This window comes from Bacillus salipaludis (genome assembly GCF_004358205.1).
Genome location: NZ_SMYO01000006.1, coordinates 288,010 through 300,664 on the forward strand (window position 1 = coordinate 288,010; position 12,655 = coordinate 300,664).

The following is a 12,655-nucleotide window of genomic DNA, read 5'->3' on the forward strand; positions in this document are numbered from 1 at the left end:
TCCCACCCGCATTTAGTATAATTCTATACTTATGCCGAAAAACATTATAACACATAAATGCAAAAGGAGAACTGGGAATTGAAAGGTTTTTAAAACATTTAACATAATAATCTGAAAAAGATAATTAAATATAAGGAGAGGGTTGTGTCCGAATATGGTAAAATTATGTATGTATAAATTTACCTGAGGCATACTATTAGTAAATGAGTAAAAGGAGTTCTCAAATGCTAATAGAAGAAGGAACAAAGTATCAAATTTCTCAAGGAATTCAAGGTAATTTCAATTCCGCCGAAACGATGACAATCACTAGTAATAATGGAGTAACAGTCCAATTTAGTCTCGGAGAAAACAAAGGTCGGGGTTCCATGCCGGTCGAACATTTATCCTACTTATTAAAAAAGGCAAACCTCACGCAAATTCCAAATAAACGGTTATTAATAAATTTAGAAAATAATGAAGAACAAATCAGCTAGGGAAATAAGACACTGCTTTCTTTTAATAAAGTAGTGTCTTTTATGTTTAAGGGGGAGAGGAAAATGGAAAAATTAAATGATCAGGAAATTCAAGAGAAATTAACGACTATTCAAAGTTGGAAGCTGACAGACACAAAATGGATTGAACGAAAATATCGCTTCAATGAATATTTAAATGGTGTGGAGTTTGTTCAGCAAGTGGCCAACCTGTCAGAGAAGGTCAATCATCATCCGTTTATTTCCATTGATTATAAAATGGTTACGTTAAGGATTACTTCTTGGCATGCGAAAGGGTTAACGGCTTTAGATTTTGACTTAGCCAAAAAATATGATGAATTATTTTTACAAATAAAAAGATAAACCCAGCCATTTGGCTGGGTTTATTTTATAAACATTTTAATTTGTTTTAGAGCGTTTTTGCGGTTCGGATAGCGGAAGGGCAGATCAAAAGAGGTTGTTTGTTTTAGGACACTTTTTTCATGTGAAAAGACGTCAAAACTACCTTTCCCATGGTAGGCTCCAATCCCGCTTTCGCCAACGCCTCCAAAGGGCAGGTAGGGGGAACTGAGATGATAAACCGTATCGTTAATACAGCCGCCGCCGAATGAAATCTGATTTAAAATGAATGACTGAAATTCATTGCTTTCTGAAAAAAGGTAAAGGGATAGCGGCTTAGGCCGGGCATTTATTTTTTCAACCATTTTTTCGGCAATACCATATTCTAGGACAGGAAGGATGGGACCGAAAATTTCATCCTGCATAACGGAATCATTCCACGATATGTGATCAAGAATGGTAGGTTCAATGGTAAGTGATTTCATTTCCTGCTTTCCACCGTAGTAAACTTCTCCATTGGAAAGAAAACCAAGTAAGCGGTTAAAATGTCTCTCACTGACGATTTTTGTAAATGCTCCACTGTTAAATACATTGTGACTATACAGTTCTTCAATGGCGTTAACCAATGCGTTCAAGAATTCTTCCTTAATGTCACGATGAACATATAAATAATCAGGGGCCACACAGGTTTGTCCTGCATTTAAATATTTCCCCCACGCAATCCGTTTTGCTGCCAATTTTAGATTAGCATCCTTATGTATAATACAAGGACTTTTCCCACCCAATTCGAGTGTTACGGGAGTTAAATTTTTAGCAGCGGCTTCCATGATAACTTTACCGACCGAAACACTACCTGTGAAGAAGATATAATCAAAGTTTTCATTTAAAAGGGCCTTGCTTGTTTCAACGGCGCCTTCAACAACGGTGATATATTCTTCAGGAAAGGTTTGTCCGATTAATGTTGCCAATAGCTTTGAGGTTTGCGGCGTCAGCTCGGATGGCTTTAAAACAGCGCAATTTCCTGCTGCAATTGCTCCAATTAATGGGGCAATCGCAAGTTGGAATGGATAGTTCCATGGGGAAATAATTAAAGTTACACCGTACGGTTCTGGATAGATATAGCTTTTGGAACCAATTTGAGCAAGTGCTGCTTTTACTTTTCTGGATTTGGCCCATTTTTTAACATGCCTAAGGGAGAAGCGAATCTCCTCTAGAACAATCCCAATTTCGGTTATATAGGAGTCAAATTCGCTTTTATTTAGATCTCTTTTTAAGGCGGCCATGATTTCCGTTTCATTTGTGCGGATCAACTGTCCCAGTGCCTGTAGGGCTTGAATTCGATAGGAAATTTCTTTTGTTTTCCCACTCTGAAAGAAAGTTCGCTGTTTTGTTAATAAATCATGATAATTTTCCAAAATCTCCACCACCTAACCTTGTAATGTTATTTTATCATATTGTTTTTGTGTATAGAAAAAGATGTAAAAGAGCAAAAGGTCGATGAAGGCCAAAATTCATCAGGGAAGCGAAGAATCGTCCTTCATAAGGTCGAAGCGGTCGGCTTATTAGAAATAAAACGGTCGATGAAGGCCAAAACTCATCAAGGAAGCAAAGGGAACGTCCTTCATAAGGTCGATGAAGGCCAAAACTCATCAAGGAAGCAAAGAAATGTCCTTCAAAAGGTCGATGAAGGCCAAAATTCATCAAGGAAGCGAAGAAACGTCCTTCATAAGGTCGATGAAGGCCAAAACTCATCAAGCAAGCGAAGAAACGTCCTTCATAAGGTCGATGAAGGCCAAAACTCATCAAGGAAGCGAAGGAACGTCCTTCATAAGGTCGATGAAGGCCAAAATTCATCAAGGAAGCAAAGGGAACGTCCTTCATAAGGTCGATGAAGGCCAAAATTCATCAAGGAAGCAAAGGGAACGTCCTTCAAAAGGTCGATGAAGGCCAAAATTCATCAGGGAAGCAAAGGGAACGTCCTTCATAAGGTCGATGAAAGCCAAAACTCATCAAGGAAGCGAAGAAACGTCCTTCATAAGGTCGATGAAGGCCAAAACTCATCAAGGAAGCGAAGAAACGTCCTTTAAAAGGTCGATGAAGGCAAAAATTCATCAAGGAAGCGAAGAAACGTCCTTCATAAGGTCGATGAAGGACAAATCTCATCAGGGGAGCGAAGAAATGTCCTTCATAAGGTCGATGAAAGCCAGAACTCATCAAGCAAGCGAAGAAATGTCCTTCATAAGGTCGATGAAAGCCAGAACTCATCAAGCAAGCGAAGAAACGTCCTTCATAAGGTCGATGAAAGCCAAAACTCATCAAGGAAGCGAAGAAACGTCCTTCATAAGGTCGATGAAGGCCAAAACTCATCAAGGGAGCGAAGAAACGTCCTTCATAAGGTCGATGAAGGCCAAAATTCATCAAGGAAGCGAAGAAACGTCCTTCATAAGGTCGATGAAGGCCAAAATTCATCAAGGAAGCGAAGGGAACGTCCTTCAAAAGGTCGATGAAGGCCAAAACTCATCAAGGAAGCGAAGGAACGTACTTCATAAGGTCGATGAAGGCCAAAATTCATCAAGGAAGCAAAGGGAACGTCCTTCATAAGGTCGATGAAAGCCAAAACTCATCAAGGAAGCGAAGAAACGTCCTTCATAAAGTCGATGAAAAAAATTCATCAAGGAAGCAAAGAAACAATCCTTTATATGTTCGAAGCGGTCCGCTTATTAGAAATAAAACGGTATAGGTTGCCTTAAAATCTTAAAAATATTTTAAAAGAATTGTTTGACTATTCAATTCCTTCACCTTATAATTTAATTAAACTAACTACCGGTAGTTAATACTTAATTTTAAGGAGACAAATTATCATGAAATACCCATTAAGTCCTGATGTAAAACCAGAATTTTGTACAAGCGGAACGTTTATGCGATTACCAGTTGAACGAGAAAATGCGAAGTTAGCAATCATAGGGATGCCTTTTGATACAGCTGCTTCCTTTAAGGTCGGAGCACGTTTTGCACCGCAAGCTATTCGTCAGTCTTCGATGACATTATTTCCTTATCATCCAGTTCATAAGGTATTTCCTTTTGAAGATACGAATGCCATCGATGTTGGTGACATTTCAGTAGTTCCACATAATATCCATCGCAGCTATCAATTAATTGAAGCAGCAGTGTCTGATTTAATGAACAAAAATATTATTCCTATCGGTTTAGGTGGAGACCACTCTGTGACTTTAGCCAATCTCCGTGCTGCAGCTAAAAAGTATGGACCAGTGGCAATGATTCATTTTGATTCCCATACAGATACTTGGGACACTTATTATGATGAAAAATACTGGCACGGTTCACCATTTATTCGTGCTTATGAAGAAGGATTATTAATCCCAGAAAAAGTATTCCAGATTGGAATTAGAGGAACATTGAACGATCCGGGTGACTTAGATGCCAGCTATGAGTTAGGTTACAAAGTCGTTACTACTCCAGAACTTAGTGAACGTGGTTTTGCAGATGTTTTACGTGAGATGAAAGAAGTAATTGGTGACACACCATGTTTCTTAACATTTGACATTGATTTCGTTGATCCATCCTGTGCACCTGGAACAGGAACATTAGAAGTAGGCGGATTTAGTAGCCTTGAAACATTGAAAATGGTTCGCTCCTTAACTGATTTCAATTTTATCGGTTATGACTTGGTAGAGGTATTGCCATCTTATGACCCAACAGGAATTACCTCATTATTGGCAGCAACGCTTGTTCATGAATTTGCTAGTTTAGCAACCTTAAAGATTAAAAAAGAAACGGTATAAATCTTGAGAAAGTTCTGTTTTGGGCAAAACAGAACTTTTTTTAATGAAGGAAAACTGTCTCCTTTAGACTTTTCGTATCATTAGGGTTTATAATTGACGAAAGATGTAATTTTTTCGGGGGACAGTTATGACAAGAGATAAAATTATTGCAGCAGCATTATCACTTTTCGCAAAAAATGGATATGAAGGAACGAGCTTATCTGAAATTGCAAAGGCAGTGGGGATTCAAAAGCCTTCTATTTATAACCATTTCAAAAGTAAAGAAGAGATTTTTCTGACGATTTACGAGAATATTTTGATGTTTCATGTTCAAAAAATTAAAAATATCATGGATAGTATTAAAGGTTTAACAGCTGAAGAGCAGCTCCTTCAAATTCTTAAGGTAACTTTTGAATATTATATTGAGTTTGAGGATCAATCCACTTTTCTAAATAGAGCAATGGTTTTTCCTCCAGAGTCATTAAAGGAACAATTACACCATCAGTTTTTCCGTTCTGAAGAAGAAATGTCTGATATCTTTCGGACGCTTATTAGGGAAGGGATGGAAAAAGGGGAAATTCGCGAAGGGAATATCGAGGATTTCATCATGTCTTTCTATTGTTTAATTGACGGGATTTTCATTGAATTATCCTTTTATGGTGCTGAAAAGATGAAACCAAGGATTGCAAATATCTGGACAAACTTTTGGTATGGGCTTAAAAATGATTAACAGCTGCGGATATTCGCAGCTGTTTTTTCATCTTAAAACAAATCCCTCAGCTCTGTATCTGAATAAATCGAAATTAATACGACTGCTTTTGTGTCACCGATATTCTTAACAAAATGCGGGACACTTGCATTCCAGCTAAAGGAATCGCCTTCTTCTAAAATAATGGAATCCTCTCCCTGTTCCGCCAGGACTTTGCCTTCTAAGACCAAATGACATTCTTCCCCTTCATGCGCATTCGCTTCCCCCATTGACGCCCCAGGGGGGAACTCCACACTCATCATTCGCAATCCGCCTTTTGATGAAATATGTTCGATTTTTAACGTATGAAAAGTTGTTTGCGAACGCTCATTTTTCCTCACTACCCGCATATGGTGTTCTTTTTTTAACAATAAATATGGCAATGGTACTTCCAGAAATTCAGCAATGGTTTGCAAGGTATTAATGGATGGGGAAGTGTTATTGTTTTCCACATTACTGATAAAACCTTTTGAAAGACCAGTACTTTCACACATTTGGGCAATGGTAATTTTTTTTCTCTTACGTATTGCGCGAATTTTTGAACCAATATCCAGAATAACCACCTCGTAAGTTTTCTAATAGGAAACATAATTATATATTAGCAAAAAAATAATTGACATTCTATATGCAATATTGTTATCTTATAAATAAATAATATTCATATTAGGAAACATTATTTCTTTTGAGTTTTGTAATATGAATTTAATATTATTATGTGGATACTAATGTTTTGGATTTTATATTCATAAATAGCCAACCTATTAGTAAAAGAAATAAATGAAAGGATGATCACTCATGAATTCACCGATGATTTATGAACTAAGAAGACCAAAACAAACAGACCCAAATAAAATCTATCCCGCCTTGTTTGTTATGCACGGAATCGGCAGCAATGAACAAAATATGTTGTCTTTAGTAGAGGGACTAGAAGAGAAGTTTTTCATTTTTAGTGTTCGGGGACATTTAACACAGCCGCCTGGCTATGCTTTCTTTACGATTGAAGGCTATGGAAAACCGCATCGATCGGTGTTTGATGAAGGAATTCGCAAGCTAACCAGCTTTATTGATTATGCTAGCGAACAATACCCAATTGATCCAAATCAATTGTATTTGCTTGGTTTTAGTCAAGGTGCAATTGTTTCGATGACGCTTGGTTTAACATTAGGCAATCGGATCAAAGGAATTATTGCACTCAGTGGATATATTCCTGGTTTCGTTAAAGAGGAGTATGATATCAAACCAGTCAATGACTTGTCTTTGTTTATTTCTCATGGTGATATGGATCAGGTTCTTCCATATGAATGGGGAGTGGCCAATGATGAATATTTCAGGGAGTTAGGTGCGGATGTTACGTTCAAAACCTATCATGAAGGACATACCGTTTCATTAATGAACCAGCAGGATTTTATGGAATGGATCATAAACAGTTTAAAGAATTAATTAGAAAAGAATTATAGTGGAAAAATAGAGGAGGAAGAAAAAATGATGAAGAAATATGAGGTTGGTACGATTATTTTACGTGTAATATTAGGGATAACATTTTTTATTCATGGGTTAGCTAAGTTCCAAGGCGGGATTGAAAATATTGTCGGCTGGTTTAGCAGTATGGGATTACCAGGATTCATGGCATATGTTGTAGCTTCTTTTGAAATCCTTGGAGGTATTCTACTTGTTATTGGTTTAGGAAGCAGAGTGGTTGCAGGATTATTTGTTTTGTTAATGGCTGGAGCAACGTTAAAAGTAAAATTAGCAGTAGGTTTTTTAGGAAATGGTCAAATGGCTGGTTATGAATTAGATCTTGCATTCCTTGCAATGGCAATCTTTATCGCAATCAATGGAAGCAAACTGTTTTCGCTCGATTCCCTAATTGTCAAAGGACAAAAAACGAATACAACATCACTTTAATAGGTGAAATCAGAATTTTATTTGGAAATTAAAAAGTGAGGAGGAAATAACATGATACCATCACTGTTTATTGCACACGGTGCACCGTTAATTGCAATTGAAAACAATGAGTATACCCAGTTTATTACCCAGTTGGGTCAATCGATGCCACGTCCAAAAGCGATTGTTGTTTTTTCTGCGCATTGGGAGTCAACTGATCAAAAAGTTAGTGAGGTTGATACGTATTCCACCATTTATGATTTTGGTGGTTTCGACCCGTCTTTATATACGATTCAATATCCCGCAAAAGGAAAATTAGAAATTGCTAAAGAAATTGAAGATTTATTTACCCAAAATGGAGTCCCTTTTCAAATTGAAACGACTCGCGGTTTAGATCATGGCGCTTGGGTAGTGCTTCGGCTGCTTTATCCAAATGCTGATATTCCTGTTATTGCGATGTCCGTTAATCCGAATCTTACACCAGAAGAGCAATATAAAATTGGTAAATCTTTAGCCGTTTTAAGAGAAAAGGATATTTTAGTTATTGGCAGCGGAGGGACCGTTCATAACCTAAGAGCAGTGAAGTGGGCCGACAATGGCGAAGTTGATTCGTGGGCACTGGAATTTGATGAGTGGTTAAGCTTACATTTGAAAAAATGGGATTTAGACTCTCTTTTCAATTATGAAAAGCTGGCTCCAAATGCACAATATGCAGTTCCTCCTTATGGAAATGAACACTTTGTTCCACTTTTTTATGCGATGGGTGCAGCGGATGATGCGAAAAAAGCTACCTTGCTTCATAGAAGTTTTCGTTACGGAAACCTCAGTCACAGTGTTTGGCAATTTGGATAATATTTATTGAAAACAGATCATATTGGTCTGTTTTTTCTTTTTTTGAACAAAAAGATTAAAATGCAGGTCCAATAGGGACATTATTAAATAATTGTACTAATATGGTAAATGATTACTAATTTATATAACAGGGGGGTTCTAACCAATGAAGACAAAAATCGAGTGGACCGAGAAAATGGCGTTTTCCAGTACGACTCCATCAGGTCATGAAATCAAAATGGATGCAGCAGAAGAGGTAGGAGGAACAAATAGCGGGGCAAGACCTACAGAATTACTGTTAAATGCGGTTGCGGGCTGTACGGGGATTGATATTATCTCGATTTTGACAAAAATGCGTTTAAATCCAACTAAATTTCACATGGATGTCGAAGGTCAGCGGGCCGATGAACATCCGAAAAAATTTACTGAAATTCATATTCATTATGCATTAGAAGGGGACCTTTCTGAAGATAAGGTACTTCGCGCCATCCAGCTTTCCATGGATAAATATTGCTCCGTATCCCATTCATTAAGTGCGACCATTCATGCAAGTTATTCAATAAACGGTGGGGAAACAAAAAGTATTTAAATGGCTTTGAAAGGAATGTGACGTTATGATGGAGGTAAAATCTATTCAATTGAAAAATGGAACAATGGACTATATCGATGAAGGGAAAGGAATGCCCATTATTTTTCTCCATGGATTTTGTGGCAGCAGCCGTTATTGGGAGAAAGTCATTCCAAGTTTAGCGGAAAAATATCGGGTTATTGCTCCAGACCTCCCGGGGCATGGAGACACAACTATTTTTAAAGAAAATGATACGATTGAAGTCTTTGCTGATGTCATCAAGGAGTTTTTAGCCGAGTTAAATGTTGATAAGGTTACTATGTTTGGTCATTCACTCGGAGGTTACATAACGCTAGCTTTTGCGGAAAAGTATAGTGAACGGTTAAGTGGATTTTCACTAGTTCATTCCACGGCTTTTCCGGATTCTGATGACGCGAAAAAGGGTAGGGAAGCAAATGTTACAAAAGTCCAAGAGCTCGGAATTTCTGTTCTTATAGATGGATTAGTCCCTAAGCTATTTTCGCCTGAAAACGTCGAGAAAAATGCTGAATACGTTGATACGACGAGACAAATCGGGTATTCAACATCGCCTCATGGTGCAATGAGTACCCTTATTGCCATGAAAAACAGACCAAATCGTAATTATGTCTTAGAAGAGACGACACTTCCTGTCTTATTAATTGCTGGTGAAAAGGACCAGATTATACCGAAAGAAAATACCTTTTCTGTTACCAAATCCAATATTAAGCAGAGTATAATCACAGATTCAGGTCATATGAGTATGTATGAGAATCCGAATGAACTCATTTCTGAAATAGACAAATTCCTAATAGAAGTTTAAACAATAAAGCAGTTATCTCCCGAAAAGATAACTGCTTTGCTTTTACTGATTATACGTATATTGCTTTGATTCCATTAAAGTATCATAAATCGAGCTTGTCAAACTATCTTGACCTTTTGTATCATGACCTGCTTCCCACATCATCATGCCGCCGAAGCCATGGTCAAGAGCCAGTTTGGTTTTCAATTTCATCGTCGTTTCACCGTTATAGTAATAAGTGGTGCCATTCATTTGGACAACATTTTTCGTTGCATTTGCCGGATCTTTATGGACAATTGCGGCATAAGAAACCTGCTTAATTTTAGGATTAACTGGCTGTGCGTAAGCCGGGACACCCAAAACGAGCTTTTCGGTTGAAAGATGGTTTACTTTAAACAGGTTTGTCCAATAGTTAACGATTTTCTCCGTTAACGGGTAGGGAGACAAGTTGGACGCATGATAGCCGCCATCCCATTGTCCGTCATAAGCCATAATATTGACATGATCCGTATATTGGAACATCACAGGATTATAGACGATAAAACCAACAACCGTACCGGCTACAGCATGAATCTTAGAATTAACCGCCATGGATAGTTCTTTGTTTTCTGCATGTAATTTGTTGCTTAATTCTTTTGTGAATTTTGTTAAGTTTTCAGCATCAGCTGTCGAACGAGGAAATTCAAAGTCAATATCAATTCCATCAAGTTTTTCACGGTCTGCAAAACTAGTAAGTTCGCTCACAAGTTTTGTCCGGGAAGCTGGATTGGAAATCGCTGCTTTAAAATAATCATAGGATTCCCCGCCGTTCATATGATACCAGCCGCCTACTGCAACCATTGCTTTGACATGATGGCTATGTGCTTTTGATACCATTGTTCGTAGATTGGTTAGGGCTGTTTTGCCATTGAGACCAATGCTACCGTCTTTCATGGGATGGGCAAATGAAAAAATAACATGTGTGATTTTGGTGTAATCAACCACATTAGGATCACGAAAATCCTGTATATAGCTGATCAGCACTTTTGATTGCTGTTTTGGTTCTTCCCATTTAGGCAATGCCTTTTGTTCCGGCCTTACCGATGATTTTGGTACTTGTTCTATTTTAAGCACTTTTGCTTGTTCTTCCTTTTTATCAGAATATAAAATTCCCGAAATAAATCCTCCAATAAAAATGGTTAAAAGTATCACGGTTAGGAGGATCGAGTGTTTTTTCATGGAGTTCAATTCCCCCCTTATAACTTCACTTATAAAATTGTAACAGAAAAAAAGCTGAGAAAGAGCTGGTAATATCTAGTTCAAATCGGAAGTAAAATATTTTAAGTATTTTAATAAAAATGTGATAATAGTAAATAAGAAAATTGTGGTAAAGGAGTCCTAATATGACAACCTATACAAATAGAAAAGAAATTCCTGTAAATGAAACATGGAATTTAGCTGATTTATATGAAGATCAAAGCAGCTGGGAAAATGATTATAAAAAAATCGAAGATATGACCGAGAAGCTAAAGAAATTTGATGGAAACATTGTAGATGGGCAATCCCTGTACCAATACCTAAAGTTGAGTGAGGAGTTATCTTTTGTTTTTAATAAATTATACGCGTTTTCAATGCTGAAAGTGGATGAGGATACAAGAGAGACCGCGTCTCAAGTCTTACAGGACAGAGCAAAGCAGCTAAGTGTAAAGGTAAGTTCAACGACATCCTTTTTCATGCCATTTTTATTAAGCTTAGATGAGGAAACTTTAAACCATTACATTGCTTCAGAAGAGGGGCTTCAATATTTTAAAGAGGATATATTAGAGTCATTCCGATATAAGCAGCATGTTTTAAGTAAGGAGCAGGAGGAACTTCTTTCTCAATTGGGAGAGGCACTTTCTGTTCCGAGCCATACCTTTGGGATGATCAATAATGCCGATATTAAGTTTGGTGAGGTAACGAATGACACCGGGGAAAAAGTGGAATTAACGAGAGGGATGTATTCAAAATTAATAGAGGATGAGGACCGTGAAAAGCGGAGGGAGGCCTACAAGGCATATTATCAACCTTATGTTCAGTTGAAAAATTCGATTGCCTCGACGCTTTCCGCTGCCATAAAAAATAATGTGAAGCTGGCAAAAATCCGTCAATATCCATCCGCTCTTGAGAAAGCGCTATTTGGTGATAAAGTTCCTAAAGAGGTATATGAAAATCTGATTCAAACGACGAAAAATAATATTGCTCCGATGCATCGCTATACACAAATCCGCAAGGAGAAATTAATGCTTGATGAACTCCGCCAATATGATTTAAGTGTCCCGCTCGTCAGCGGTGCCAAACAAGTGATTTCCTATGAGGATGCATTTGATATTATGTGTAAGGCTTTAGCCCCTTTGGGTGAAAGTTATGTCAGCATCCTTAAAGAGTTTAAAGATGGCAGATATATTGATGTTCGTGAAACACCGGGAAAGCGCTCTGGGGCTTATAATCTTGGCGTGTACGGTATCCATCCGTTTATCCTGTTGAATCATCAGGATGATTTGGACAGTTTGTTTACCTTAGCCCATGAATGCGGTCATGGAGTTCACAGCCGGTTGAGTTCAGAACATCAGCCGCAAATCACGGCTAGATATAGCATTTTTGTAGCGGAAGTAGCCTCCACTGTTAATGAAGTATTGTTAATTAATTATTTATTAAGCAATGAAAAGAATCCGGATTTACGAAAACATTTGCTTAATCATTTTATTGATCAATTTAAAGGTACCTACTTTACCCAGGTGATGTTTGCCGAGTTTGAAATGAGGACGCATGAAATGGCGGAAAAAGGGCAGCCATTAAATGTGGAGGTGTTTAATCAGCTTTATGAAGGCTTATTCCGCGAATATAATGGGGATGAGATTGTGTTTGATGAAGAAGTAAAGTATGGCTGGTCACGGATTCCACATTTTTATCGTCCGTTTTATGTTTACAAATATGCAACGGGATTTGCCTCCGCTATTCATTTAGCAACGAAGATTTTAGAAGGCGACCAGCAAACATTGGATTCCTATATCGAGTTTTTAAAGAGCGGCAGCTCCGATTATCCACTGGAATTATTGAAGAAAACCGGAGTGGATTTGACCACTCCATATCCAATCGAAAATTCCTTAAAACGGTTTGGGGAATTAGTGGAAGAGTTTTCGCAACTATAGAAAAAAGCCCACAACGTTTCTATTTAGTTGGAAACGTTGTGGG

Annotated in this window: 15 protein-coding genes; 12 read left to right on the forward strand and 3 right to left on the reverse strand. The window is 37.7% G+C overall.

Translation table 11 applies throughout. The features are described from left to right. Positions 1 to 224 precede the first annotated feature (224 nt). Together E2K98_RS14550 and E2K98_RS14555 are read left to right on the forward strand one after the other, a co-directional pair. Entirely contained in the window at positions 225 to 473 is a 249-nt protein-coding gene (locus E2K98_RS14550) for a hypothetical protein (protein ID WP_133335264.1), read from the forward strand. A 63-nt stretch (positions 474 to 536) separates the two neighbouring features. Further along, a complete protein-coding gene (locus E2K98_RS14555) occupies positions 537 to 833 on the forward strand; it encodes a 4a-hydroxytetrahydrobiopterin dehydratase (protein ID WP_133335266.1) in 297 nt (98 codons plus the stop codon). Positions 834 to 853: 20 nt separating this feature from the next. Here the strand turns inward: E2K98_RS14555 and E2K98_RS14560 are convergent, their stop codons facing one another. Next, on the reverse strand, positions 854 to 2,224 hold the full coding sequence (locus E2K98_RS14560) for an aldehyde dehydrogenase (RefSeq protein ID WP_133335268.1): 1,371 nt from the start codon (positions 2,222 to 2,224) through the stop codon (positions 854 to 856). 45 nt (positions 2,225 to 2,269) lie between these two features. Between E2K98_RS14560 and E2K98_RS14565 the strand changes: the two genes are divergently transcribed. The 4 genes from E2K98_RS14565 (at position 2,270) to E2K98_RS14580 (ending at position 5,321) form a co-directional block, all read left to right on the forward strand. Continuing rightward, positions 2,270 to 2,692 (forward strand): hypothetical protein, encoded by a 423-nt coding sequence (locus E2K98_RS14565; protein WP_133335270.1) that lies wholly within the window; start codon positions 2,270 to 2,272, stop codon positions 2,690 to 2,692. Between the two features lie 109 nt (positions 2,693 to 2,801). Beyond that, positions 2,802 to 3,410 (forward strand): hypothetical protein, encoded by a 609-nt coding sequence (locus E2K98_RS14570; RefSeq protein ID WP_133335272.1) that lies wholly within the window; start codon positions 2,802 to 2,804, stop codon positions 3,408 to 3,410. 260 nt (positions 3,411 to 3,670) lie between these two features. Further along, positions 3,671 to 4,612 carry an agmatinase gene (gene speB, locus E2K98_RS14575; protein ID WP_133335274.1) on the forward strand — a complete coding sequence of 314 codons (942 nt, stop codon included), beginning with the start codon at positions 3,671 to 3,673 and terminating at the stop codon, positions 4,610 to 4,612. A 127-nt stretch (positions 4,613 to 4,739) separates the two neighbouring features. After that, positions 4,740 to 5,321: a TetR/AcrR family transcriptional regulator gene (locus E2K98_RS14580; protein ID WP_133335276.1), complete on the forward strand. Its 582-nt coding sequence runs from the start codon at positions 4,740 to 4,742 to the stop codon at positions 5,319 to 5,321. A gap of 32 nt (positions 5,322 to 5,353) precedes the next feature. Here the strand turns inward: E2K98_RS14580 and E2K98_RS14585 are convergent, their stop codons facing one another. Beyond that, positions 5,354 to 5,893, reverse strand: coding sequence for a helix-turn-helix domain-containing protein (locus E2K98_RS14585; RefSeq protein WP_133335585.1), 540 nt, complete (start codon positions 5,891 to 5,893; stop codon positions 5,354 to 5,356). 241 nt (positions 5,894 to 6,134) lie between these two features. Here E2K98_RS14585 and E2K98_RS14590 point away from each other — a divergent pair, with 241 nt between their 5' ends. The 5 genes from E2K98_RS14590 (at position 6,135) to E2K98_RS14610 (ending at position 9,463) form a co-directional block, all read left to right on the forward strand. Beyond that, positions 6,135 to 6,779 carry an alpha/beta hydrolase gene (locus E2K98_RS14590; protein WP_133335278.1) on the forward strand — a complete coding sequence of 215 codons (645 nt, stop codon included), beginning with the start codon at positions 6,135 to 6,137 and terminating at the stop codon, positions 6,777 to 6,779. 42 nt (positions 6,780 to 6,821) lie between these two features. Beyond that, the gene (locus tag E2K98_RS14595; protein ID WP_133335280.1) at positions 6,822 to 7,244 is read left to right on the forward strand and encodes a DoxX family protein; all 423 of its coding nucleotides are present in this window, start codon (positions 6,822 to 6,824) and stop codon (positions 7,242 to 7,244) included. Between the two features lie 51 nt (positions 7,245 to 7,295). Further along, positions 7,296 to 8,075 carry a DODA-type extradiol aromatic ring-opening family dioxygenase gene (locus E2K98_RS14600; protein ID WP_133335282.1) on the forward strand — a complete coding sequence of 260 codons (780 nt, stop codon included), beginning with the start codon at positions 7,296 to 7,298 and terminating at the stop codon, positions 8,073 to 8,075. A 145-nt stretch (positions 8,076 to 8,220) separates the two neighbouring features. Continuing rightward, entirely contained in the window at positions 8,221 to 8,643 is a 423-nt protein-coding gene (locus E2K98_RS14605) for an OsmC family protein (protein WP_133335284.1), read from the forward strand. A gap of 25 nt (positions 8,644 to 8,668) precedes the next feature. After that, entirely contained in the window at positions 8,669 to 9,463 is a 795-nt protein-coding gene (locus E2K98_RS14610; protein ID WP_328591977.1) for an alpha/beta fold hydrolase, read from the forward strand. Between the two features lie 42 nt (positions 9,464 to 9,505). On the opposite strand, the gene E2K98_RS14615 is transcribed toward E2K98_RS14610, so the two are convergent. Next, positions 9,506 to 10,660, reverse strand: a complete 1,155-nt coding sequence (locus E2K98_RS14615) for a glycosyl hydrolase family 18 protein (protein ID WP_133335286.1) — start codon at positions 10,658 to 10,660, stop codon at positions 9,506 to 9,508. A gap of 164 nt (positions 10,661 to 10,824) precedes the next feature. Here E2K98_RS14615 and pepF point away from each other — a divergent pair, with 164 nt between their 5' ends. Further along, a complete protein-coding gene (pepF, locus tag E2K98_RS14620) occupies positions 10,825 to 12,612 on the forward strand; it encodes an oligoendopeptidase F (protein ID WP_133335288.1) in 1,788 nt (595 codons plus the stop codon). Positions 12,613 to 12,655: the final 43 nt, after the last annotated feature.